This window comes from Serratia sp. 506_PEND (assembly GCF_001076875.1).
In the GTDB taxonomy this organism is placed as follows: Bacteria; Pseudomonadota; Gammaproteobacteria; order Enterobacterales; family Enterobacteriaceae; genus Serratia; species Serratia marcescens.
Map to the genome: position 1 here is coordinate 1 of NZ_JVEL01000392.1, position 22,899 is coordinate 22,899.

Genomic DNA, 22,899 nt, shown 5'->3' on the forward strand with positions numbered 1-22,899 from the left:
TCAACCAAATTCGACAGGCTTGATTTATGGCATTTTTATCCCCTTTGCCGCCCCCGCCGGAAAATGAACGGCAGCTGTTCGAGCGCGCTCAGGCGCTGGCCGGCTTCAGCTTTGGCGAACTGGCCGCCCGTGCGCAATTGCCGATCCCCAAGGATCTGAAACGCGATAAAGGCTGGGTGGGCATGCTGCTGGAGCTGTACCTCGGCGCCATGGCCGGCAGCAAACCGGAACAGGATTTTCCCGAGTTGGGCATTGAGCTAAAAACCATTCCTGTCGACGCCGCCGGCAAACCGCTGGAAACCACTTTCGTCTGCGTCGCCCCGCTCACCGGCAACAGCGGCGTCACCTGGGCCAGCAGCCACGTTCGCCACAAGCTGGCACGCGTGTTGTGGATACCGGTAGAAGGCGAACGGCAAATCCCGCTGGCCCAGCGCCGCGTCGGTTCGCCGCTGCTGTGGAGCCCGAGCCTAGAAGAAGAAGAGAGGTTGCGCCGCGATTGGGAAGAACTGATGGATCTGATCGTGCTCGGTCACGTAGAACGCATCACCGCACGCCACGGCGAAGTGCTGCAACTGCGCCCCAAAGCGGCCAACAACAAGGCGCTCACCGAAGCCATCGGCGAACAGGGGCAACCTATCATGACGCTGCCGCGCGGTTTCTATCTGAAAAAGGGTTTTACCGGCGCGCTGCTGGCAAGACATTTCTCAATCTAAGCGATTTCGTTTAACTCTGGTTTAGCTAACCCTGTCAGCGCCGCGATAAACGCGTATAATTCACGCTTTGCATTTATTAAGGTGTGTCGGGCAATGTTCGAATGGATTATGGATCCCAATGCCTGGTTAGCGTTAGGTACGCTAACCATTCTTGAGATCGTACTGGGTATTGATAACATCATTTTTCTGTCGCTGGTGGTAGCCAAGCTGCCCAAAGCGCAACAGAACAAAGCTCGCCGGCTCGGGCTGGCCGCCGCCATGCTGATGCGCCTGGCGCTGCTGGCCTCCATCGCCTGGGTGATCCGCTTGACGCACCCGCTGTTCACCGTGCTGGATCACGCCATTTCCGCCCGCGATTTAATCCTGCTGCTGGGGGGATTGTTCCTGATCTGGAAAGCCAGCAAAGAGATCCACGAAACCATCGAAGGTTCGGAAGAAGAGCACCACACCAAGGTGCACAGCTTCTTCGGCGCGATCGTGCAAATCATGCTGTTGGATATCATCTTCAGTCTGGATTCGGTGATTACCGCCGTGGGCCTTTCCGACCATCTGTTCATCATGATGGCGGCGGTGGTGATCGCCGTCGGCGTGATGATGTTCGCCGCCCGGCCGATCGGCGAGTTCGTTAACCGCCATCCGTCGGTAAAAATGCTGGCGCTGGCGTTCCTGATCCTGGTGGGCTTCACGCTGATGCTGGAAAGCTTCCAGGTGCACGTGCCGAAAGGCTACATCTATTTCGCCATGTTCTTCTCCATGTCGGTAGAAGCGCTCAATCTGATGCGCAGCAAAAAAAATCACGCGCCGGAATAACGCGATATGGAAGCCGCCACCGGCGGCTTCCGCCGTTTCATTGCCCCCTCATTTCACTTTTTCTTATCAGATAAAGACTTATCTGAGACGCCCCCAGCCGAGAGTTTGCTAATCTTGAAAGAACATTGTTTTCTGCATAATCGAGGATCCGCAGGATGAAAAAGTGGGTAATGGCAGTGTCTGCGCTGGTTATGGCCGCCGGTTTGGCGGGATGTTCCAGCGACTACGTCATGGCGACTAAAGACGGCAACATGATCCTGACGCAAGGCAAACCGGAGATCGACACAGACACCGGACTCATCAGTTATAAAGACGAGAAAGGCAACCACCGCCAGATCAATGGCGATCAGGTTTCCCAGGTTATCGAACGCTAATCACCGCTCGCCGGCTATCGCCCGTTCAAGCGCGGTAGCCCTCATTCGCCTGCGCACTGAATCCGCTTCCCCCATCTTCACCGCTTGGTTATAGTCAGGAAAGGCGACATCGCCGCCCGACGGACTTTGCGCCGTCTTCTGAATTGGGCTCCTGTTTCACCGGGCCGCGCGGCCCGTCAGCGCTAACAAGAAAGGAAGGCCGTTAATGCAATACCACCGTATTCCCCACAGTTCTTTAGAAGTGAGCGTGCTGGGACTGGGCACCATGACCTTTGGCGAACAGAACAGCGAAGCCGACGCCCATGCGCAACTGGACTATGCATTGGCCGCAGGCGTGAACCTGATAGACACCGCCGAACTGTACCCGGTGCCGCCCCGCCCGGAAACCCAGGGCCTGACCGAGAGCTATATCGGCAGTTGGATCAAGGCGCGCGGCAATCGCGAAAAAATCGTCCTGGCCAGCAAAGTTTCGGGGCCGGTGCGCGGCACCGACAGCAGCATCCGCCCGCAGCAGGCGCTCGATCGCAAGAACATCCGCGCCGCGCTGGACGCCAGCCTCAAACGGCTGAACACCGATTATCTCGATCTTTATCAATTGCACTGGCCGCAGCGCGCCACCAACTGCTTTGGCAAACTCAACTATCAATACACCGACGACAAAGCTACGGTCACGCTGTTGGAAACGCTGGAGGCGCTGACCGAGCAGGTGCGCGCCGGCAAGATCCGCTATATCGGGGTTTCCAATGAAACGCCCTGGGGCGTGATGCGCTACCTGCAGCTGGCGGAGAAACATGAGCTGCCGCGCATCGTGTCGATTCAAAACCCGTACAGCCTGCTGAACCGCAGCTTTGAGATTGGCCTGGCCGAGATCAGCCAGCACGAAGGGGTGGAACTGCTGGCCTATTCCAGCCTGGCGTTCGGCACCCTGAGCGGTAAATACCTCAACGGCGCAAAACCGGCCGGCGCGCGCAATACGCTGTTCACCCGCTTCAACCGTTATTCAGGGCAGCAAACCCAGTTGGCGATCGCCGAATACGTGGCGCTGGCCAAAAAACACGGACTGGATCCTTCGCAGATGGCCTTGGCCTTCGTGCGTCAGCAGCCGTTCGTCGCCAGCACCCTGTTGGGCGCCACCTCGGTGGATCAGTTGAAAATCAACCTCGACAGCCTTGACGTCATTCTGGATGAGGACGTGCTGCAGGCGCTCGAAGAAATCCACACCCGGTTTACCATTCCGGCGCCTTAATTCCTCTGAGGGCGCAGCCAGGCTGCGCCCCGTTTCACCGCCGCTGAGACCACCACAATGCGCTAATCGCCAGCGCAAACACCACGCCAAACCCTACGCCGACGCCCACCACAGGCACGCCCAGCTTCACGACCAAAGAATACAGGCCCAGCATCAGCAACATGGCGGCGTTTTCACCCAGGTTTTGCACCGCGATCGCATTGCCGGCGCCGACCGAATGCTTGCCCCGCTCCTGCAGCAACGCATTGAGCGGCACCACGAAGAAGCCCCCCAGCATGCCGATGATCGCCAGCAAGACGTAGGCATTGAGCATGGTCGTTTGCAACGCAAACACCGCGACCGCGACGCCGATCAGGATCCCGGCCGGCATGCAGCGCTTCACCGTCTTCAGCGTGACGAAGCGCGCGGCGGCGCCGGCGCCGACCACGATGCCGACGGCCACCATGGCGTTCAGCAGCGTCGGCGTGGCGTTATCGGCGATGCCAAGCGCCACCGGCACCCACAGCACCAACAGAAAACGCAGCGTCACGCCGGCCCCCCAAAACAGGCTGGTGCCGATCAAAGAGAAACGCGTCTGCCCATCGCGCCATAATGTGACGCAGGCGGTAAGGAAGCTGTTCGTCATGGCCCGCGGCCGCCATGAAGCCCCTGGGCGCGCCGCCGCCAGACGTGGAATATACAGGTTGGCGACCACCGCCCCTGCGTAAACCAACGCGCAGGCCGCCAGCGCCGCTACCACGTGCCAGTCCGCCAGAATACCTCCGGCCACCGAACCGGTGAGAATGGCGGCGATGGTCGAGGCCTCCATCAGGCCGTTAGCCTTGACCAGCTTCTCGCCGCTGGTGATCTCGCCCAGAATGCCGTATTTGGCTGGAGAATACGCGGCGGCACCCACGCCGACCAGGCTGTAACCCCAAAACGGGTTCCCCCCAAAACAGATCACCAACGCCCCCGCCAGCTTCAGGGCGTTGGCGAACATCATCACCCGCCCTTTGGCGAAGCTGTCGGCCACCTGGCCGACAAACGGCGCCAGGATGATGTAGGTGGCGACAAAGGCCATCTGCAGGATCGGCTGGCTCCAGTCCGGATACAGCTGCTGCTTGATCAGCGCCAGCGTGGCGAACAGCAACGCATTGTCGCCGAACGCCGAGAGGAACTGCGCGCTGATCACGGCGATCATGCCGCGTGACAACAAAGGGGATTCGGTCGAAGGATTCATCAGGCACTCTCCGGCTGTTCGGCCATATGACGCAGGGTGACGAAATCAGGTTTGCCGCTGCCGAGCACCGGCAGCGTTTTCAACAGGCGAATATCGCGCGGCACCGCCAGCTCCGGGCTGCCCAGCTCGCGCGCCACCCGCAGCAATGCCTCGCGGGTAATGGCGGGATCGGTGGTGAACAGCACCAGCGCCTCGCCTTTGCTGCTGTCGCTTTTGACCGTGGCGGCATGCAGCTTTTCCGGCGACAGCCGTTGCGCCAGCAATTCGACGCTCTCCAGCGACACCATCTCGCCCGCCAGCTTGGCGAAGCGCTTCACGCGCCCGCGAATGGTGCAGTAACCCTGCTCATCCAGGCTGACGATATCGCCGGTATCATACCAACCCGGCTGCAGCACGCCGTTCGCATCTTCCGCCGCCGGCGGTTCCAGCTCGCCGGGACGTTCAACCCGCAGATAGCCTTTCATGATATTCGGCCCCTTCAGCTGCAGACGGCCGCCGTTATCGATGCCCGGCACCGCGATCAAGCGCGCCTCCATCTGCGGCATGATGCGGCCGACGGTGCCCACCTTGGTCGCCAGCGGCACGTTGATCGACACTACCGGCGCGCACTCGGTCACGCCATAGCCTTCCAGAATGCGGATGCCGTATTTATCCTGATAGATCTGTTTGGTGCTGTCCGCCAGTTTCTCCGCGCCGGCCACCACATAGCGCAGGCGGGCGAAATCATACGGATGCGCGAAGCGCGCATAGTTGTTGAGGAAGGTCGCCGTGCCGAACAGCACCGTGCAGTTACGGTCATACACCAACTCCGGCACCACGCGATAGTGCAGCGGGCTGGGGTAGAGAAAAATGCGGCTACCGGTGATCAGCGGCGTAAGCAGCCCCACCGTCAGGCCGAACGAGTGAAACAATGGCAGCGATGACATGAAACGGTCGCGCGGCGTGAAATCGGCGATGGTGCGAATTTGTTCTACGTTGGCCAGCAGGCTGGCATGCGAATGCACCACGCCCTTGGGGTGGCCTTCGGAGCCGGAAGTGAACAAGATCAGCGCCGCGTCCTCCGGGCGTTGCGGCAACGCCGCGCGCTGCGGTTGCAGCAAGTGCCGCAGGATCCACAGCTTGTCCGCCAGCGTAACGGTGTCTTTCAGATCCTCCAGATACACCCAGTTGGCCTGCGTCACCTGCTCCGGCAGGTGGGTCAGTTTGCCCTTCTCCAGGAACTGGCGCGAGGTGACGATGGTCTTGATGCCGGCGGCGGTCATCGCGCTGTTCAGGCCGTTGGCGCCGGCGGTGTAGTTGAGCATCGCCGGAATGCGGTTGCGCAGCGAAGCGCCGAAGATCGCCGCCGCGGTGATGGTGGCGTTCGGCAACAGCAGCCCGACGTGTTCCCCTTCGGCGGTAAAGCGCTGCAGAATGCGGCTGACGCCCAGCGATTTCTTGATCAGCGTTTGGTAGCTGTCCTCTTTGAAAGCGATGTCTTCGATACACGGCTTGCGACGCCCATAGCGGCGCTGCGCCGCCAGCAAGGCATGGAACAGCGTCTGCGGTTCGCGCGTCTCCATGCGCGCCCGCATCATGATCTGCATCAGCCGATCGCCCGCCAGCGCCCGACGCTCGCGCGCACGCGGCGCCTCCGGCATCGGCAGCGTGGTCGGCGGCAAGATGCGGATGCTGATTTGCGGAAACCAGCGGATCTTGAACACCCCGGCCATGCGGCCGAACGGACTGAATTCGGGGCCGTCGATCCGCACCGGCACCACGGTGGCGCCCGATTTGGCGGCGATAAACGCCGCGCCGTCGTAGATTTTCATCAGCGCGCCGGTCACGGTGATGCGCCCTTCAGGGAACACGACGATCGGCCGCCCCTGTTCGACCATGCGCACCAGCTGCTTGATGGCCATCGGCTTGGTGGGATCGAGCGAGACGAAATCGATGTAGGGCCGAAGCCAGCGCATGAACCAGCTCTCGCCGATGCTGGCGTAAACCGCAAACACCGGTTTTATCGGCAGGAACAGCGCCAACAGCACGCCGTCGAGGAAAGAGACGTGGTTCGGCGTAATCAGCAGTTTTTGCCGTTCGAAGTGCTGGACGCCCCCTTCGACCCGAACCCGAAACAACAGGCGAAACAGCGCGCGCAGCAGTGAAAAGATCATGCCCTTCTCCCTTGGCCATGGAGGCGTAAATCGTTGTAGGGAAAAGAATACTATATGGCAGGCAAAAAAAAACCTACGCATCCGCGTAGGTTGGTGCAATTGAAAATGGCTTCAACATACAGAGTATGCTGATTTCTCACCAATCAATACCTCTGGGATCACCTACTCTAGAGAGATGGCGTGCAGGAAACTACCGCCGAATCGCAAGAGTTCTGCTCCAAATGCAACCAGCTGTAAATTTCCCGCGATCTGCTGTAATAACTCAATGAAACTTAAACCTTCCCGCAGCGACGAAAATAAATATAACAACGACGAGCCAGTGACCCAGACGTGAAATCTTCACTCATCGCGCGCTGACCTCGACCAGGCAGCTCATGGCGTTCGGCCCCTGCGTCAGCGGCGAGGTGCCAATATCCAGCGTCAGCACATTCGGGTTGCCCGCCTGCTCGAGCGGCCGGCGCTGCGCGTCGAAACCCGGCTCGAACCAGGCGCCGGTCGCCATCAACACCACGCCGCGCGTCACGCCATCGGTGAGCGATACCCCCGCCAGACAGCTGCCGCGCGCATTGCTGACCAGCACTTCGGCGCCGTCCGCCACCCCGCGCGGCGCCGCATCGTCCGGATGCATATACAGGGTTTCGCGCCCGGCGGTCTTGTTGCCCTGCGCCAGCGGCGCCGGATCCATCTGGCTATGCAGGCGATCGCTCGGTTGAATGGAGATCAGGTGCAGCGGCCAATGCTTGGCCTGCGGCGCGCCCAGCCACTCCACCGGCGGCCGCCACTGCGGATGCGGAGCGAAATCTTCGTAGCGATAGCCGGCGATCCGCTCGCTGAACAACTCGATCTTTCCGCTGGGCGTTTGCAGCGGGTTAACCTGGGGATCGGCGCGGAACGCGTCAAAAAATACAAACTCTTTGGCCGGCGCGGGCAGCTCGACATAGCCCCGTTGCCAGAACGCCTCAAACTCGGGCCAGGCGACGCCGGCGCGGCGCTGCGCAGCGCCGCATTGCCGGTAGATAGCTTCGATCCAGGCCCGCTCGTCGCGGTTTTCGGTAAAGCGCTCGCGATAGCCCAGGCGCTCCGCCAGATCGGCGAAGATATCGAAATCGTTGCGCGCCTGATGCTGCGGCGCAATCGCCTGATGCATCGCCAGCACGTAACGATCGCGCGACGAGCCGCCGATGTCGTTGCGCTCCAGCGAACTGGTGACTGGCAACACGATATCCGCCATTTTGGCTGCCGCCGTCCACCAGATATCTTGGACGATCACCGTATCCGGCTTCTGCCAGCCTTCCACCAGTCGGTTCAACTGCTGATGGTGATGGAACGGGTTGCCGCCGGCCCAGTGCACCAAATGGATATCCGGATAATGCCGCGTCTCGCCGCAAAATTGATAGGCTTCGCCAGGGTGCAGCAGCATGTCGCAGATGCGCGCCACCGGGATCGCCAGCCCGGCCGGGTTATCGCCTACCGGCATGGTCGGCGCGGGGGTATCCACGCGCGGGTTGCCGACGCCGTTCATTGAGCCGTGGCCGAACGAGAACCCGCCGCCCGGCAGCCCCACCTGGCCCAGCATCGCCGACAGCGCGATCATCATCCAGTACGGTTGCTCGCCACGATGCGCGCGCTGCACGGAGTAGGAACAGGTGATAAAACTGCGCACGCCGATCAGCTGCCGCGCCAGCAGCGCGATGCGCGCCGTCGGAATGCCGGTAATGTCGCTGGCCCAGGCCGGCGTTTTCGCCACGCCGTCGCTCACGCCGTTCAGGTAATCCGCCAACTGTTGATAACCCACGCAGTGGCTGTGCAGGAAGGCTTCATCCTGCGCGCCCAGCCGCTGGATTTCGTAAGCCAGCGCCAACATCAGCGCCACGTCGGTATTCGGCCGGATCGGGATCCATTCCGCATTGACGAACTCGGGGCAGTCGTCGCGCATCGGGCTGATGTTGATCACCGGCGTGCCCTTGCGCGCCAGCTTTTGCAGCCAGGGCTTGAGCGCATGCTCCGCTGCGCCGCCGGAAGACACCTGAGCGTTTTTCAGCGCCAACCCGCCAAACGCCACAAACAGTTCGCAGTGCTCCACCACGCTTGGCCAACTGGTGACGCGCCCGGTCAACGGCGAGAAAGTGCCGATCACATACGGCAGGAAAAACTGCGCCGCGCCCCAGCTGTAGTTGCCCTGCTGATCGACGCCGCCGCCGCCGCTGAAGTAGAACCGCCGCACCAGCGAGCGGGCATGGTGCAGCCGCCCGGCCGACGACCAGCCATAAGAGCCGGTAAACAGCCCGGAGGCACCGTAGCGATCGCGCACCCGGCGATTCTCCTGCGCCACCAAATCGAGCGCTAACTCCCAATCCACCTCGACGAAATCTTCCCTGCCGCGCAGCGTACGGTCGCTGCCCTCGCGCTTTTGCAGCCACGAGCGGCGCACCGCCGGCTTGCGGATGCGTTTGTCGGAGTAGACCATCGGGACGATAGAATCGAGCAGCGGCGAAGGATCGGGATCGTCGACGAAGGGTTCACAACGGATAAGCCGGCCGTCTTCAACCACGGCGGTATAAGCGCCCCAATGGGCGAGCTGCGGATAGCGTTTAATGGACATGGCGTTCTCGGCGCAAATCGGAATGCACAGACGTTACCTCAGCCCGCCGCCAGTGCCAACGTACAAATTGCGCTATCGTTCGGTCTTCGATGGTTATGCGTACAGACTCGAAGAGATTCTGCAACGGCCGCCACAAGTTGCGCACGAGACCGCTTGCAGCCCCGGTTTTTTTCCGCAAGACTGGGGGATGTAAGCGATTACCCAGGATGTGTTGACTGATATGGCTACGATAAAGGATGTTGCCAGGCTGGCGGGGGTTTCCGTGGCCACGGTATCCCGCGTGATAAACAATTCCCCCAAGGCCAGCGAAGGGTCGCGCACCGCGGTGCAGGCCGCCATGGAACAGCTGCAGTATCACCCTAACGCCAACGCACGAGCGCTGGCGCAGCAATCCACCGAGACGCTGGGCCTGATCGTCTCCGACGTTTCCGATCCCTTCTTCGGCGCGATGGTCAAGGCGGTCGAGCAGGTGGCCTACGCCACCCACAATTTTCTGCTGATTGGCAACGGTTACCACGACGCCGAAAAAGAGCGTCAGGCGATTGAACAGCTGGTGCGGCACCGCTGCGAAGCGCTGGTGGTGCACGCCAAAAGGCTGAGCGATCAGGAACTTTGCGGCTGGATGCAACAGATCCCGGGCATGGTGCTGATCAACCGCACGCTGCCGGGCTTCGAAACGCGCTGCGTGGCGCTCGACGATCGCTACGGCGCCTGGCTGGCGACCCGTCATCTGATCCAGCAAGGGCATCAGCGCATTGCCATCATCTGCTCCACCCACCAGATTTCCGACGCCACCGACCGGCTGCAGGGCTATCTTGACGCGCTGCGGGAACACGGCATCGCGGTGGATGAAAAGCTGATCGCCTATGGCGAACCGGACGAGATCGGCGGCGAACAGGCGATGACAGAATTGCTCGGCCGCGGCCGTTCGTTCTCCGCCATTACCTGCTACAACGATCCGATGGCCGCCGGCGCGCTGTCGGTGCTGAGCGATAACAGCGTCGACGTACCGGGGGAGATTTCGCTGATCGGTTTCGACGACGTGCTGATTTCGCGCTATCTTCGGCCGCGCCTGACCACCATTCGCTACCCGATCGTGGCGATGGCGACCCAGGCGGCGGAGCTGGCCCTGGCCTTGGCCAATCGCCAACCGCTGCCGGAAATCACCAACATGTTCAGCCCGACGCTGGTGCGCCGCCACTCGGTCGCCACCCTCAACAACGCGCACGAACAGCCGTAATAATGCCGCCGCATAACGCTGTGAAGCGGGCGCCAGGCGCCCGCCCGCTGATCAGATAAGTTCCAGCGCGATCAGTTCTTCGATGGTTTGGCGGCGGCGGATCAATCGCGGCTCGCCGTTTTCGAACAGCACTTCAGGCAACAGCGGACGGCTGTTGTAGTTGGAGGACATCGACGCGCCGTAGGCGCCGGTATCGTGAAACACCAGATAATCGCCGATCTGCACCGGCGGCAGCTCTCGGGTTTCCACGCCGCCGCCCGCCTGCTGGGTGAACACGTCGCCGGATTCGCACAGCGGCCCGGCGATCACCGTTTCGCGCAGCGCTTGCCCCGAGGTATCGCGCCCATCGGCCGGCAACAGCGAAATATGGTGGTAACTGCCGTACATCGCCGGGCGCATCAGATCGTTAAAACCGGCGTCCACCAGCACGAAGTGGCGGCTGCCCATGTCTTTCACCGCCCGCACCTCGGCCACCAAGACGCCCGCTTCCGCCATCAGGAAACGCCCGGGTTCAATCTCCAACTGCACCGGATGCCCCAGATGCGCGGCGATGCGTTCACGCGCCCGATTCCACAAACCGAAATAATGTTCGGTATCGATCGCCTCTTCGCCGTACTGATACGGGATAGACAGGCCGCCGCCGGCGGAAATGGCGCTGATGTCATGACCGAGATCGATCACCTGCTGCACCATCGCATCGCAGACGCGCTCCAGATGCTGGTAATCGACGCCGGAACCGATGTGCATGTGCACGCCGATCAGTTGCAGGCCATAGCGGCGGATCTTCTCCACCGCCTGCGGCAGGTCGGCATACCAGATGCCGTGCTTGCTGTTCTCGCCGCCGGTGTTGGTTTTCTGGCTGTGGCCGTGGCCAAATCCCGGGTTAACGCGCAGCCACACCGGATGCCCTGCGGAAACCTGGCCGAGCTGATCCAGCATGTCGATGGAACCGGCGTTAACCGGGATCTTCAATGCGCTGACGCGCGCCAGCGTAGCGTGATCCAACACGTCCGCGGTAAACACGATCTCGCTCGGTTCGCCGCCCGGCTGAAAACCGGCCTGCAGCGCCCGTTCGATCTCGCCCAGCGACACCGAATCCACCTTCACGCCCTGCTCGCGCATCAAGCGCAAAATATGAATGTTCGAACAGGCCTTCTGCGCGAAACGAATGGTGTCGAAATGGCGCAGCTGAGCGATGCGCTGGCTGATGATGTCCGCATCATAAGCCCAGACCGGGCAGCCGAAACGCTGCGGCAAAGCCAGCAGGTTAGCGGCGTTCAACGCGGTGGAGGTGTCGTGCAACGGGCGTGGCATGGCGATATTCCCAATTCGAAAATGACGGCAGATAAAGCCATAGTGCCGCACGCTGAATCGAGTGGAAAATATCTATTTAGCCGTAGTCTATTCATTTATGATATGGCTTTCTCTACAGTCGAGCGGCCTCGCCATGCACAGTATCTCTTTGCGGCAGATCGAAATCTTTCGGGCGGTGATGACCACCGGCAACCTGACCGAGGCGGCGGCCCTGCTGCAAACCTCGCAACCGACCGTCAGCCGCGAGCTGGCGCGCTTTGAAAAGCTGATTCGGCTGCAGCTGTTCGACCGGGTGCGCGGGCGTTTGTCCCCTACCGTGCAAGGGTTACGGTTGTTCGAAGAGGTGCAACGCTCCTATTACGGCCTCGATCGCATCGTCAACGCCGCCGCCGGCATCCGCCAGTTTCAGCAGGCGCAGCTGTCGATCGTGTGCCTGCCGGTATTTTCCCAATCGCTGCTGCCGGCGGTGTGCCAGCCCTTTATCGAACGTTATCCGGAAGTCAGCTTCAGCGTGATCCCGCAAGAGTCGCCGCTGCTGGAAGAGTGGCTGTCTGCCCAGCGCCACGATCTTGGGCTGACGGAAACCACCCTCACGCCGGCGGGCACCGAACGGGTGACGCTGATGACGTTGAACGAAGTGTGCGTGCTGCCGACGGGCCACCCGCTGCTGGTAAAAGACCAGCTGACGCCGCAGGACTTCGCCGGGCAGAACTTCATCAGCCTGTCGAGCACCGACAGCTATCGTCACTTGCTGGATGCGCTGTTCGCCGAGCAAGGCGTCGAGCGCCGCATGGTGATGGAAACGCACAGTGCGGCGTCAGTGTGCGCCATGGTGAGAGCCGGCGTGGGGGTGTCGATCGTTAACCCGCTGACGGCGCTCGACTATGCCGGCAACGGCGTGCACGTGCGGCCCTTCAGCATCGACGTGCCGTTCACCGTCAGCCTGATCCGGCCGCTGCACCGCCCTTCATCGGCGCTGGTCACGGCCTTTATCGACCATTTGCATCATCAGGCGGCACGCTTCTCCGCCCGGCTGGCCGCCGCTGTCAGGCGCTGAAAGCGGCGTGGGAATATTGCCGAGGCCTTAGCGCAGCGTCGCCTGCCACTGCGGATCGGTGGCAAACCACTCCACCAGAAAGTCCAGCATGGTGCGCAAAGTGGCAGGCATCTGGCGACGCGAGGTGTAGATGCCGTAGATGCCCATCGACTGCGGCCGGTAATCCGGCAACAATTCGACCAGTTCGCCGCTGGCCAGCAGCGGGGCCGCCGAATAGTAGGGCTGCATGGAAATGCCCGCGCCCTGCACCGTGCCGGCCATCAACACCACCGACTCATTGGCGCTCAGGTTGCCGCTGACCGCCACCGCCGATTTCACGCCCTGAGCATCGAAGTGCCACAGGCTTTTGCCGAAATAGGAGTAGGTCAGGCAGTTGTGCAACGCCAGATCCTGCGGTTGGCGCGGGGTGCCGTGTGCCGCCAGATACGCCGGCGCGGCGCACACCACCGATGCGCAGGTGGACAGCGGACGGGCGATCAGGTTGGGATCCAGCTCGTTGGTGATGCGCAGCGCCAGATCGATGCGCTCTTCCACCAGGTTCACCGCCCGGTTGTTCATCTGCAGATCGACCGCCACCTGCGGGTGACGCTTCAGATACTGAGCGACCGCCCCCACCAGCGCCGTTTGCCCGAGCGACTGCGAACAGGTGATGCGCAGCAGGCCGCGCAGTTCGTCGCTCTGCCCTTCCTCCACCAGATCGATTTCCCCCGCCAGCGCCAACATTTGTCGGCAACGTTCCAGAGTACGCTCACCGGCGTCGGTCAGACTAAGCTTACGGGTAGTGCGGTGCAGTAAACGCGCCCCGGCCCATTGCTCCATCTGCGCCAGGTAGCGCGTCACCATCGCGCGCGACATCTCCAGCGTTTCCGCGGCGGCGATCATGCTGCCGCGATCGACGATGGTGACAAAAACCTCAGCGGCGGTAATGCGATCCATGATTAGTCCGATTTATGCAACGAATAATTGCTTATTATCCGGTTTTTCTATCGCTTTATGCAACCTAACATCGTTACAACATTAACCGATACCTAAGGACCTCTGCCCATGTTTAAGAAATCACTGTTAACTCTGGCCTTCACCGGCGTCGCCACACTGAGCACTTACGCCACCGCTGCCGATACCCTGACCATGGAAGTGTATAACCCGGGCGAGAAAAGCGTGTTCCCGGTGTCTTCCGAAATCGTCAGCGGCCAACACGAAGTGGCGCTGATTGACGCTCAGTTCCAGCGTAACGATGCCGAAGAGCTGGTGAAAAAGATCAAGGCGACCGGCAAGAAGCTGACCACCGTCTACATCAGCCACTCAGACCCGGATTTCTATTTCGGTCTGGACGTGATTAAGGCAGCCTTCCCGGAGGCGAAAATCATCGCTTCGCCAGGCACCATCAAGGACATCAACGCCACCAAAGACGGCAAAGTCGCCTATTGGGGCCCGATCCTGAAAGACAACGCGCCGAAAACCGTGATCGTGCCGCAGCCGCTGCAGGGCGACAGCTTCACCATCGACGGCCAGAAAGTGGAAGTGAAAGGCCTGAACGGCCCGACCCCCGATCGCACCTTCGTCTGGATCCCGGCGCTGAAAGCGGTCGTGGGCGGCGTCGCGGTCGCCGGTGACAATATCCATCCGTGGATCGCCGACAACCAGACCGAGGAATCGCGCCAGCACTGGCAGCAGACGCTGAAAAACATCGAAGCGCTGAAGCCGCAGGTCGTCGTGCCGGGCCACTTCCTGCCAGGCGCCGCGCAAACGCTGGCATCGGTGCACTTTACCCAGAAATACCTGACCACGCTGGAAGCCGAACTGCCGAAGGCCAAGGACTCCGCCGCGCTGATTGAAGCGATGAAAAAGCACTACCCGACGCTGAAAGACGAATCGAGCCTGGAACTGAGCGCAAAAGTGCTGAAAGGCGAGATGAAGTGGCCGCAATAAGCGCCCCTGCGTGATTGAACCAGCCCCGGCGCCGCGGCGAGTTGCCGCGCGCCAAGCGAGGAGTAAAGATGACCGAAACCACGTTACATTACATTTTCGATCCGCTGTGTGGCTGGTGCTATGGCGCCGCGCCGCTGGTGAAAGCGGCTCAGAGCCTCCCCGGGCTGAAGATCGTGCCGCACGCCGGCGGCATGATGACCGGCAACAATCGCCGCCAGATCACCGACGAGTGGCGCAACTATGTCATTCCGCACGACAAACGCATCGCCGAAATGACGGGCCAGCCGTTCGGCGAAGCCTATTTCAACGGCCTGCTGCGCGACACCACGGCGGTGATGGATTCCGAACCGCCGATCACCGCTATCCTGGCGGCGGAAAAGCTGTCTGGACGCGGGCTGGACATGTTGCACCGCATTCAGCAGGCGCACTATAAGGAAGGTCGGCGCATCGCCGACACGCCGGTGCTGGAAGCGTTGGCGAAAGAGCTGGGGTTGCCTTCGGCGGCGTTTATCGCCGAAATGCGCTTCAACAGCGGCGCACCGACCGCGCAACACATCGCGGAAAGCCGGGCGCTGCTCGCCAAAGTGCAAGGCCAGGGCTTCCCGACCTTTGCGCTGCAGGACAGCGAAGGCCGCCTGCATCTGCTGCCGGCCGGGAACTATCTGGGCAATGTGGAAGCCTGGAAGAACCTGCTGGGCGCCGCCGCGCTGGCGTAACCCTTCTCGCCCCGCTCGCCGGGGCGAGTCATTCGACCCGCACGAACCGCCCTTCCGCCCGCACGTTGTGACCGAACCCGCAATCCCCCCGCGTATGCATCTCCAGCGCTTGTTCGCCAAACGCCATCGTCACGTCGCAGACCTGCGCGCTTTCCGCTTCATGCTGGTGGTAGACAGCCTTGCCGTGTTCGATCGGCAGCTCGGCGGTGAAGTCGCCCATGTTCGGCCCGTAATACAGTCCCATCTGCGGCATGGCGTAGCCGGAAAACGCGATCAACCAGCGCTCGCCCTGCGGCTTCACCGCCACTTCGCTCCACACGCCGCGCCCGGCGTATTGCCAATACACGCCGCCCGGCCCCTTGGGCTGCGGCTGCTGCGCCAGGCGTTGGCGCAACAGGCTCATGTTGTGCTGCGATTTGTCGTCGTGCGGCGCCAGCGCCAGATAGGCCTGCGCCTTGAGCAATTCCCCGGCGTGCATCAGCGACAGCGCCACGTTGTTGTAAGCCGTGGCGACAGCCTGCTCGCTCAGGCCGCAAAACTCGCTCCAGGCCGCCTGATCGCGAAAGATGTCGGCGGCTTTGGCGTAATCCTGCCGCTGATAGGCCTTTTTTCCCAGTTCGGCGTAGCTCGCCACCTTTTGACAGTCGGCGGCGATGTCCGGCTCGTCAATGTGCGCCCAGGCCCGGGCGCTGGCGAAGACGCCGCAGGTCAGCAACAGGGGAAACCAAGCCTTCATCGTTTATCCTTTCTGCAAAAATTCGGCGTCAGTATAACCGCCCTGCGCCGGAGTGTATGCCGCAATTGCGCCCGCCAGCGCGCCGCTGACGATTCAGCCGCCTTATTTCAAACGGTTAGCGGAGTCAAAACTGCTTACAGTCGCGGTTTGTTTGTTACCGGCCCGCAGCCCATGCTGAACAAAACATCGCAATTATCGAGCCGTTATGAACGCAACCCCCTTGCAGAAACACGCCGTGTGGCAGTTGATCAAACCCTTTTGGGTGTCTGAGGAGCGATGGCGCGCCTGGATGATGCTAACAGCCATCGTCGTCCTGTCGCTTGGTCTGGTCTATATCAGCGTGCAGATCAACCAGTGGAACCAGGTGTTCTACGATGCGTTGCAGAACAAAAACTACCCGGTGTTCAAGGCGCAGCTGTGGCGCTTCACCTATCTGGCGCTGATCTTCATCGTGCTGGCGGTCTACAAGATCTACCTGACTCAGGGGCTGCAGATGCGCTGGCGGCGCTGGATGACGGAAAAGTTCATGGGAAAATGGCTGGCGCACCAGGCGTATTACCATACCGAGCAGCAGCAGATCGTCGATAACCCCGATCAGCGTATCGCTGAAGATCTCAACGTACTGACCCAATATACCCTGTCACTGTCGCTCGGGCTGCTCTCCAGCCTGGTGACGCTGTTTTCCTTTATCGACATTATATGGCACGTCAGCGGGCCGATGACCTTCGCGCTCGGTCAACACGCCATCACCTTGCCCGGCTATATGGTGTGGTTCGCGCTGCTGTATGCGGTGCTGGGATCGCTGCTGATCTGGTGGGTCGGCAAACCGCTGGTCATGCTGGGCTTTAACCAGGAGCGGTATGAGGCGAACTTCCGTTTCGGCCTGATCCGCATCCGCGAAAACAACGACGCCATTGCGCTATACCACGGCGAACCGCGCGAGGCGCAACAGTTGGGTGACCGTTTCGACACCATTCGCAGCAACTGGTGGGCGATCATGCGCATCACCCGGCGGCTGAACATCGCCACCAACTTCTACGGCCAGTTCGCCATCGTGTTTCCCCTGCTGGTGGCGGCGCCGCGCTACTTCTCCGGCGCCATTCAGATGGGCGGCCTGATGCAGATCGCCTCGGCCTTCGGCCAGGTGCAGGGTGCGCTGTCGTGGTTTATCGACGCGTTTAACGACCTGGCGACCTGGAAAGCCTGCGTTAACCGTTTGGCCGGCTTCAACGCCGCCGTCGATCAGGTTCACCATCAGCCGCGCGGCATTCAGCTGCGGGAAGAGACCGCCCATCCCTTGACGCTGGATAACCTCAGCCTGAACTTGCCCGACGGCCAACCGCTGCTGGCCGGCGCAGAGATATCGCTGCAACGCGGCGATCGCCTGCTGATCGTCGGCCCTTCCGGCTGCGGCAAGTCGACGCTGCTGCGGGCCATCGCCGGTATCTGGCCTTACGGCGCGGGCGCCATCGGGGTGGCGGCCAACGCCAACACGCTGTTCCTGCCCCAGCGCAGCTACATTCCGATCGGCACGCTGCGCGAGGCGCTGAGCTACCCGAGCCTGGCGTCAGAATACAGCGACGAACAGCTGATGCGGGTGCTGGAAAACTGCCGTCTGAAACACCTGCAGCGCTGGCTGGATACCTCCGCCAACTGGAGCCATCGCCTGTCGCCGGGAGAGCAACAGCGGCTGGCGTTCGCCCGCGCCCTGTTGATTCGCCCGAGCATCCTGTTCCTCGACGAGGCCACCAGCGCGCTGGACGACGAAACCGAGCAGCTGATGTACTGCCTGCTGGTGGATGAACTGCCGGACATGACGCTGATCAGCGTAGCGCACCGCAACAGCGTGGCGAAGTACCATCAGACCTGCTGGCGCTTCAGCCGCGGCGAAGACCAACCGGCGCGCCTGGCGCTGAGCCCGTTGCCGGCATAACTCACGAAGCCGGGCGCGGGCGCGCCCGGTTTTCGTTCAGATGCCATCGGCCTGCGCGTCTTCGCACTTCACCCGGCGGCGTTCATGCCACAGGCTGGTCAGGCCGCGTTTACCGCACGCCAAAGCCATCTCGCGAAATTCATCCAGATTCAGCCCATCGCGCTCCAGCATCATTTCCGCCGCCAACTGCATGTTGACGCCGGTGAGCACTTCGCAATCGCCCTGCGCATCCGCCAGTTCGCAGGCGCTGCGAAACGGCGAACCGCCGAGCATATCGGTCAGGAACACCACACCGTCCGGCTGCGCCACCGCCGCCAGCGCCGAGCGTAGGGCGTCGTTGAGTTGCGCGGTGCTCATCTGTTCGGGGAAATCGACCGCCGCACAGTGCCGCTGCGGCCCCACCACCTGTTCCACCGCCTGCAACAGCCCGGTGGCAAAGCCGCCGTGGCCGGTAATCACAATGCCTGGCATAGCCCGCTCCTCACAAAATACCGATAAATTTGCCCGCCACGCCGATCGCTACGGTGACGCCAATCAGCTTCACCGGCGAGAAACCGCGCTTCATCAGGAAGAAAATGAGCAGCGTGAAGCACAGCGGCAACAAGTTGGGCATCAGCTTGTCCAGCACGTCGGTCTGCAGCGCCACGCTGGCCTTGCCGGCGCGCATCACCAGCGGCGTGGACAGGTGCACATACGAGGCCACCAGCGCGCCGATCACCGTCATGCCGACGATCGACGCGGCGTGAGAAATGCGCCGGGTGTGGGTCTTCAGCAGCGCCAGCGCGCTGGTGCCGGCCTGATAACCGTAGTGCGCCAGCCCAAAACGCAGGCCGAAGTGGAACAGGTTGAACAGCAGCAGGAAGACGATCGGCCCGAACAGGCTGCCCTCCAATGCCAGCGAAGCGCCTATGCCGGCGCAGATCGGCAACAGCGTCAGCCAAAACAGCGCGTCGCCGATGCCGCCGAGCGGCCCCATCAGCGCCACTTTCACCGCGCGAATGGTGGAGATCTTCTCCTTGTTCTGCTCCATCGCCAGCACCAAACCGGACAGGAAGGTGACGTCGAACGGGTGCACGTTGATAAATTCCATGTGCATCTTCATCGAGTTGGCCAGATCCTGCGGGTTGCGGTGGATCTTGCGCAGCCCGGGGATCAACTGATACAGCCAGCCGCCCGCCTGCATGCGCTCGTAGTTGAACGACGCCTGCAACAGCAGCGAACGCCAGGCCATGCGGTTGATGTCGCCGCGCGTCAGCGCTTCGGCGGGCTGGCTGTCCAGATAATCGTCCTGCTCCACCTGGCTGGTGGCCAGCGCCTGCGTCATGCGCTGCTCGGCCTTTTGCGCCAGCAGATCGTCGGAATCGTTAAATGCCATCTTCGGCGTCCTCCTGCGGGGCGGGCCGGGCGGTCGCCTCTGCCGCGCCGCGTTGCGTGTTGAAGAAATCGATCAGGGCGATCGCCAGGGCGCCCAGCGCCACCGCCAGGATCGGCAGCTTGAGGAACGTGACCGAGATGAAACCGAGGATAAAATAGGCCACGTAGGTTTTTTTCATCATCACTTTCATCAGCAGCGAGAAGCCGATCGCCGGCATCATGCCGCCCGCCACCGCCAGCCCGTCCAGCAGCCAGCCCGGCGCCTTCTGCACCATGGCGCTGGCCGCATCGGCGCCGAAGTAAATCGGCAGGAACGCCACCACGAAATAGAAGATGAACAGAATGCTGATGCCCAGGTAATTCACCCGTTCGATGCCGCGCCAGTTCAGCGCTTTCACCATGCGATCGCAGCGGTGCATCATCGGTGAGTACAGCGTAAACAGCAGCGTGATGCAGCCCTGCACCGCAATCGAGAACGGCACCGCCACGCCGATCGCCACTTTAGGGTCGGCCTTGGTCAGAATGGCGAACGCGGTGCCGATCACTCCGCCGATCACCACGTTCGGCGGTTGGGCGCCCGCCAGCGGCACCATGCCCATCCACACCAGCTCCAGCGTGCCGCCCACCAGCAACCCGGTGTAGACGTCGCCCAAAATCAGCCCCACCAGCGGCCCCATCACCACCGGCCGGTGGAAATGGGTCAGACCGTCGAACAGGTCAACCCCGGCCAATCCGGCCAACAACGCAATCAATAGCGCATCCGTCAACATGCTTCCCCCCTGGCTCAAAAGAGCAGTTTGCCGATCGCCTCGCCCGCTTCATCCGGCACCCGGCGCACTTCGCACTCCACGCCCAGTTCCGCCAGCGCGCGGAACGCGGCCACGTCGCCGTCGTCCAGCGACACCGTTTTGTGCACCTGCCGCTTCCCCTCGGCGAAGTGCATGTTGCCGACGTTGACGAAACGGATCGGCACCCCACCGCGCACCAGCGTCAACACATCCTGCGGCGTTTTGCACACCAGGAAGATCTTCTGCCGATCCGCCGCCTTGTGGATCACGTCGATGGTTTTCTGCAGCGTGAAATAACGGGTCTGCACCCCTTCCGCCACCACCATGTCCATCAGGTTCTGCTGCACCGGATCGGCGGCGGCCTCGTCGTTGGCCACCACTACCAGGTTGGCGCCGAGGGTATTGGTCCAGGTCACGCCCACCTGGCCGTGCACCAGACGATTGTCGATGCGAGTCATTAAAATGTTCGGCATGTCAGCGGCCCTCCGGGTAACAGGCGGCGTGGTAATCATCGAGCACCTGCGTCACTTTATGCAGCACCCACTCCTGCGGATCGGCGCTCAATTCGCCGGCGTTCAGCGCCCGCGCCTGATCCGGCAGGTACTGGCTGAGCAGCGCCAGCGGCGCCGGGCTGCGGCGCAGGTTGTCCAGCAAACCGTCGACCGCCTGCTGCACCTGCGGCTGCGGCCAGTAGTAACGCACCCGATCGCTCAGGCTGTAGTGGCGATCGAGATACTGTTGGTGCGGCGTGCCGTGGTAATAGCGGCTCCATTGCTGCGGCTGCTCGCGCATCACCTGCTCCAGCGTGGCACACAGCTGCGCCGACTGGCGTTCCCCCAACCATTCGCGTTCGATGCGATCGAGGGCGAACAGCGCTTCGCGCAGCGCGAAGGTCAGCGCCGGCCCCACCTTCAGGATGGCGAAGTGATCGCGCACCAGTTGGCGGTAGGCCTGCGGCGGTTGGTAATCCGTAGAGTGCGCTTCATAGATCATGCCCGGCTGCCGTTCGATGAAATGGCTCAATGCGTCGGCGCGCTGCGGTTGGTAATGCTCAACGCTGTGGTGATCGAACTCGACGCCCGGCTGCACCACCAGCGCGATAGTTCGCTGCCAGGCATCGTTCAGCTCGGCTTTTTGCCAGGCGATACGATGCGTTTCCAGCGTTTGCGCCACCGCCTGCGGCGTGGTGACCTGCAGACCCGCCAGCGCCTCCTGCGCGCCGCCCGGCACCGGCACCTCGGTGCCGATCACATAGACCGGCGCTTCGCCGCCGCTCTGCGCCCAGGCGCGTTCCGCCACCGCGCACAAACGCGCCGCCCGCTCGGCAACCGTGGCATCCCCCAGGGGCGAGGGATCATCAGCGCACGACATGGAACAATCGAGGTGAATTTTGCGAAATCCGGCGCGAACGTAATCGTCTATCAAGGTTTCCGCCAGCGCCATCGCTTCCTGAGCCGGGCGATCTTGCCAGGCGTTTGGCCCCAGATGATCGCCACCCAGCCACACGCGCTCGCGCGCCAGGCCCACTTCATCCGCCAGACGCCACAGCCCATCGCGGAACTGGGCCGCCGTTTGGCCGGTATAGCCGCCGAATTGATTGACCTGGTTGGACGTCGCCTCCACCAACACCGGCGTGCCGCGGGCTTTGGCCTGCCGCAGCGCGGCCTTCAGAACCCAGGGATGGGCGGAACAGACGGAAAAGATCCCGACCGGCATACCGGCCTTGTGCTGCTCGACAAGCTGTAACAACTGCTGCATGAAGCCCCCATGCAGGCGCCCTGCTACCGATCGGCGATGATGACCTCCACGCCCAGCTCGGTTAACGCCCGCTCGTAATCGTCCGGAAGACGGCTGTCGGTGATCAGCCGATGGATTTGTCCGGCTTCGCGAATCATGCAAAAGCTCTTGCGACCAAATTTGCTGGCATCCGCCACCGCGATAATCTCGCGCGCCACCTCGCACATCACGCGATTGAGGTGCGCTTCACCGGGGTGAGGCGTGGTGATGCCGGCGCTCAGGTCGAACCCGTCGACGCCCAAAAACAGCTTGTCGAAGCGGTACTGACGCAATTGCTGCTCGGCAGCCGGACCGTAGAGCGAGTAAGAGTTGCGGCGCACGCTGCCCCCCAGCACCATGACTTCCACCCCGTCGTTTCCCGAAAGCTCGTAGGCAATGTTCAGCGCATTGGTCATCACCACCAGATCGCGCCGCCCCTTCAGGAACGGCACGATCTGCGCGGTGGTTGAACCGGAATCGAGGATCAGCGCATCGCCGTCGCGCACATAGCCGGCCGCCGCGTTGGCGATCAGCGTTTTGACGTCGCGATTCAACCGCCCTTTGTCCCGCAGCGGCCGATCGAAAGCGAATTGCTGATTGAGCATCGCGCCGCCGTAAGCGCGCAGCGCACACCCTTTTCGTTCCAGAAAGCGCAGATCGTTGCGGATCGTCACCGTGGATACCGCAAACTGTTTGCTGAGCTGTTCCACGCGCACGCTGCCGTGCTCGCATAACAGATCGATAATGTGTTCACGTCGCTTTGCGGTATTCACTGGCATGAGCTGCGGTCCTCAGGTTTCCGGCATCGCCGGGGAGAAGATGGCTTTCGCTCTACTGCGCTCGCATTACAGCAAAGCGAAAGCAATGAAATTGTGATCGGGATTACAGCCCCGTTTTAGCAAAAAAACCGCCAAAAAAC

At 61.9% G+C, this 22,899-nt stretch carries 21 protein-coding genes; 9 read left to right on the forward strand and 12 right to left on the reverse strand.

Annotated elements, in window-relative coordinates; genetic code table 11:
• Window positions 1–26 precede the first annotated feature (26 nt).
• From mutH to ADK28_RS14115, 4 genes are all read left to right on the forward strand, one after another.
• Window positions 27–713: a DNA mismatch repair endonuclease MutH gene (mutH, locus tag ADK28_RS14100; RefSeq protein WP_048795920.1), complete on the forward strand. Its 687-nt coding sequence runs from the start codon at window positions 27–29 to the stop codon at window positions 711–713.
• Window positions 714–806: 93 nt separating this feature from the next.
• Entirely contained in the window at window positions 807–1,523 is a 717-nt protein-coding gene (locus tag ADK28_RS14105; protein WP_016929922.1) for a TerC family protein, read from the forward strand.
• 155 nt (window positions 1,524–1,678) lie between these two features.
• Window positions 1,679–1,897, forward strand: a complete 219-nt coding sequence (locus tag ADK28_RS14110) for a YgdI/YgdR family lipoprotein (protein WP_016929923.1) — start codon at window positions 1,679–1,681, stop codon at window positions 1,895–1,897.
• A 205-nt stretch (window positions 1,898–2,102) separates the two neighbouring features.
• The gene (locus tag ADK28_RS14115; RefSeq protein WP_016929924.1) at window positions 2,103–3,143 is read left to right on the forward strand and encodes an NADP(H)-dependent aldo-keto reductase; all 1,041 of its coding nucleotides are present in this window, start codon (window positions 2,103–2,105) and stop codon (window positions 3,141–3,143) included.
• A 34-nt stretch (window positions 3,144–3,177) separates the two neighbouring features.
• Here ADK28_RS14115 and lplT read toward each other — a convergent pair whose 3' ends face one another.
• The 3 genes from lplT to ADK28_RS14130 form a co-directional block, all read right to left on the reverse strand.
• The gene (gene lplT / locus ADK28_RS14120) at window positions 3,178–4,362 is read right to left on the reverse strand and encodes a lysophospholipid transporter LplT (RefSeq protein ID WP_033639502.1); all 1,185 of its coding nucleotides are present in this window, start codon (window positions 4,360–4,362) and stop codon (window positions 3,178–3,180) included.
• Window positions 4,362–6,515, reverse strand: coding sequence for a bifunctional acyl-ACP--phospholipid O-acyltransferase/long-chain-fatty-acid--ACP ligase (aas, locus tag ADK28_RS14125; RefSeq protein ID WP_016929926.1), 2,154 nt, complete (start codon window positions 6,513–6,515; stop codon window positions 4,362–4,364). The genes lplT and aas overlap by 1 nt, the downstream gene beginning before the upstream one ends.
• Before the next feature lie 343 nt (window positions 6,516–6,858).
• Window positions 6,859–9,117, reverse strand: a complete 2,259-nt coding sequence (locus tag ADK28_RS14130; protein ID WP_048795921.1) for a molybdopterin guanine dinucleotide-containing S/N-oxide reductase — start codon at window positions 9,115–9,117, stop codon at window positions 6,859–6,861.
• Window positions 9,118–9,337: 220 nt separating this feature from the next.
• Between ADK28_RS14130 and galR the strand changes: the two genes are divergently transcribed.
• Entirely contained in the window at window positions 9,338–10,357 is a 1,020-nt protein-coding gene (gene galR, locus ADK28_RS14135) for an HTH-type transcriptional regulator GalR (RefSeq protein WP_004931832.1), read from the forward strand.
• A 51-nt stretch (window positions 10,358–10,408) separates the two neighbouring features.
• Here the strand turns inward: galR and lysA are convergent, their stop codons facing one another.
• A complete protein-coding gene (gene lysA, locus ADK28_RS14140) occupies window positions 10,409–11,671 on the reverse strand; it encodes a diaminopimelate decarboxylase (protein ID WP_048795922.1) in 1,263 nt (420 codons plus the stop codon).
• 133 nt (window positions 11,672–11,804) lie between these two features.
• Here lysA and ADK28_RS14145 point away from each other — a divergent pair, with 133 nt between their 5' ends.
• Window positions 11,805–12,728, forward strand: coding sequence for a LysR family transcriptional regulator (locus tag ADK28_RS14145; protein WP_048795923.1), 924 nt, complete (start codon window positions 11,805–11,807; stop codon window positions 12,726–12,728).
• A gap of 27 nt (window positions 12,729–12,755) precedes the next feature.
• Here ADK28_RS14145 and ADK28_RS14150 read toward each other — a convergent pair whose 3' ends face one another.
• Window positions 12,756–13,664 (reverse strand): LysR family transcriptional regulator, encoded by a 909-nt coding sequence (locus ADK28_RS14150; RefSeq protein WP_015378928.1) that lies wholly within the window; start codon window positions 13,662–13,664, stop codon window positions 12,756–12,758.
• A 108-nt stretch (window positions 13,665–13,772) separates the two neighbouring features.
• Here ADK28_RS14150 and ADK28_RS14155 point away from each other — a divergent pair, with 108 nt between their 5' ends.
• On the forward strand, window positions 13,773–14,657 hold the full coding sequence (locus ADK28_RS14155; RefSeq protein ID WP_016929931.1) for an MBL fold metallo-hydrolase: 885 nt from the start codon (window positions 13,773–13,775) through the stop codon (window positions 14,655–14,657).
• Between the two features lie 68 nt (window positions 14,658–14,725).
• Entirely contained in the window at window positions 14,726–15,373 is a 648-nt protein-coding gene (locus ADK28_RS14160) for a DsbA family protein (protein WP_016929932.1), read from the forward strand.
• 28 nt (window positions 15,374–15,401) lie between these two features.
• Here the strand turns inward: ADK28_RS14160 and ADK28_RS14165 are convergent, their stop codons facing one another.
• Window positions 15,402–16,109, reverse strand: a complete 708-nt coding sequence (locus ADK28_RS14165; protein WP_033639498.1) for a hypothetical protein — start codon at window positions 16,107–16,109, stop codon at window positions 15,402–15,404.
• 205 nt (window positions 16,110–16,314) lie between these two features.
• Here ADK28_RS14165 and ADK28_RS14170 point away from each other — a divergent pair, with 205 nt between their 5' ends.
• Complete coding sequence (locus ADK28_RS14170) at window positions 16,315–18,042, forward strand: ABC transporter ATP-binding protein/permease (RefSeq protein ID WP_048795924.1); 1,728 nt, start codon at window positions 16,315–16,317, stop codon at window positions 18,040–18,042.
• A 36-nt stretch (window positions 18,043–18,078) separates the two neighbouring features.
• Here ADK28_RS14170 and agaF read toward each other — a convergent pair whose 3' ends face one another.
• From agaF to agaR, 6 genes are read right to left on the reverse strand one after another with little or no spacing between them, the layout of a single operon-like run.
• Window positions 18,079–18,513, reverse strand: coding sequence for a PTS galactosamine/N-acetylgalactosamine transporter subunit IIA (gene agaF / locus ADK28_RS14175; protein ID WP_016929935.1), 435 nt, complete (start codon window positions 18,511–18,513; stop codon window positions 18,079–18,081).
• Between the two features lie 10 nt (window positions 18,514–18,523).
• Window positions 18,524–19,417 carry a PTS system mannose/fructose/sorbose family transporter subunit IID gene (locus ADK28_RS14180; protein WP_048795925.1) on the reverse strand — a complete coding sequence of 298 codons (894 nt, stop codon included), beginning with the start codon at window positions 19,415–19,417 and terminating at the stop codon, window positions 18,524–18,526.
• Window positions 19,407–20,186 (reverse strand): PTS N-acetylgalactosamine transporter subunit IIC, encoded by a 780-nt coding sequence (agaW, locus tag ADK28_RS14185; protein WP_048795926.1) that lies wholly within the window; start codon window positions 20,184–20,186, stop codon window positions 19,407–19,409. Before agaW ends, ADK28_RS14180 begins: the two co-directional genes overlap by 11 nt.
• 14 nt (window positions 20,187–20,200) lie before the next feature.
• Window positions 20,201–20,677 (reverse strand): PTS N-acetylgalactosamine transporter subunit IIB, encoded by a 477-nt coding sequence (agaV, locus tag ADK28_RS14190; RefSeq protein ID WP_004931808.1) that lies wholly within the window; start codon window positions 20,675–20,677, stop codon window positions 20,201–20,203.
• A gap of 1 nt (window position 20,678) precedes the next feature.
• Window positions 20,679–21,962, reverse strand: coding sequence for a D-tagatose-bisphosphate aldolase, class II, non-catalytic subunit (locus ADK28_RS14195; protein WP_048795927.1), 1,284 nt, complete (start codon window positions 21,960–21,962; stop codon window positions 20,679–20,681).
• Between the two features lie 23 nt (window positions 21,963–21,985).
• Window positions 21,986–22,759 carry a transcriptional repressor AgaR gene (agaR, locus tag ADK28_RS14200; RefSeq protein ID WP_004931804.1) on the reverse strand — a complete coding sequence of 258 codons (774 nt, stop codon included), beginning with the start codon at window positions 22,757–22,759 and terminating at the stop codon, window positions 21,986–21,988.
• Between the last annotated feature and the right edge of the window lie 140 nt (window positions 22,760–22,899).

Excerpts from the sequence above, each read along its gene's own strand:
- mutH (WP_048795920.1), top strand. The coding sequence starts at position 27 with ATGGCATTTTTATCCCCTTTGCCGCCCCCGCCGGAAAATGAACGGCAG.
- ADK28_RS14105 (WP_016929922.1), top strand. The coding sequence starts at position 807 with ATGTTCGAATGGATTATGGATCCCAATGCCTGGTTAGCGTTAGGTACG.
- ADK28_RS14110 (WP_016929923.1), top strand. The coding sequence starts at position 1,679 with ATGAAAAAGTGGGTAATGGCAGTGTCTGCGCTGGTTATGGCCGCCGGT.
- ADK28_RS14115 (WP_016929924.1), top strand. The coding sequence starts at position 2,103 with ATGCAATACCACCGTATTCCCCACAGTTCTTTAGAAGTGAGCGTGCTG.
- lplT (WP_033639502.1), bottom strand. The coding sequence starts at position 4,362 with ATGAATCCTTCGACCGAATCCCCTTTGTTGTCACGCGGCATGATCGCC.
- aas (WP_016929926.1), bottom strand. The coding sequence starts at position 6,515 with ATGATCTTTTCACTGCTGCGCGCGCTGTTTCGCCTGTTGTTTCGGGTT.
- ADK28_RS14130 (WP_048795921.1), bottom strand. The coding sequence starts at position 9,117 with ATGTCCATTAAACGCTATCCGCAGCTCGCCCATTGGGGCGCTTATACC.
- galR (WP_004931832.1), top strand. The coding sequence starts at position 9,338 with ATGGCTACGATAAAGGATGTTGCCAGGCTGGCGGGGGTTTCCGTGGCC.
- lysA (WP_048795922.1), bottom strand. The coding sequence starts at position 11,671 with ATGCCACGCCCGTTGCACGACACCTCCACCGCGTTGAACGCCGCTAAC.
- ADK28_RS14145 (WP_048795923.1), top strand. The coding sequence starts at position 11,805 with ATGCACAGTATCTCTTTGCGGCAGATCGAAATCTTTCGGGCGGTGATG.
- ADK28_RS14150 (WP_015378928.1), bottom strand. The coding sequence starts at position 13,664 with ATGGATCGCATTACCGCCGCTGAGGTTTTTGTCACCATCGTCGATCGC.
- ADK28_RS14155 (WP_016929931.1), top strand. The coding sequence starts at position 13,773 with ATGTTTAAGAAATCACTGTTAACTCTGGCCTTCACCGGCGTCGCCACA.
- ADK28_RS14160 (WP_016929932.1), top strand. The coding sequence starts at position 14,726 with ATGACCGAAACCACGTTACATTACATTTTCGATCCGCTGTGTGGCTGG.
- ADK28_RS14165 (WP_033639498.1), bottom strand. The coding sequence starts at position 16,109 with ATGAAGGCTTGGTTTCCCCTGTTGCTGACCTGCGGCGTCTTCGCCAGC.
- ADK28_RS14170 (WP_048795924.1), top strand. The coding sequence starts at position 16,315 with ATGAACGCAACCCCCTTGCAGAAACACGCCGTGTGGCAGTTGATCAAA.
- agaF (WP_016929935.1), bottom strand. The coding sequence starts at position 18,513 with ATGCCAGGCATTGTGATTACCGGCCACGGCGGCTTTGCCACCGGGCTG.
- ADK28_RS14180 (WP_048795925.1), bottom strand. The coding sequence starts at position 19,417 with ATGGCATTTAACGATTCCGACGATCTGCTGGCGCAAAAGGCCGAGCAG.
- agaW (WP_048795926.1), bottom strand. The coding sequence starts at position 20,186 with ATGTTGACGGATGCGCTATTGATTGCGTTGTTGGCCGGATTGGCCGGG.
- agaV (WP_004931808.1), bottom strand. The coding sequence starts at position 20,677 with ATGCCGAACATTTTAATGACTCGCATCGACAATCGTCTGGTGCACGGC.
- ADK28_RS14195 (WP_048795927.1), bottom strand. The coding sequence starts at position 21,962 with ATGCAGCAGTTGTTACAGCTTGTCGAGCAGCACAAGGCCGGTATGCCG.
- agaR (WP_004931804.1), bottom strand. The coding sequence starts at position 22,759 with ATGCCAGTGAATACCGCAAAGCGACGTGAACACATTATCGATCTGTTA.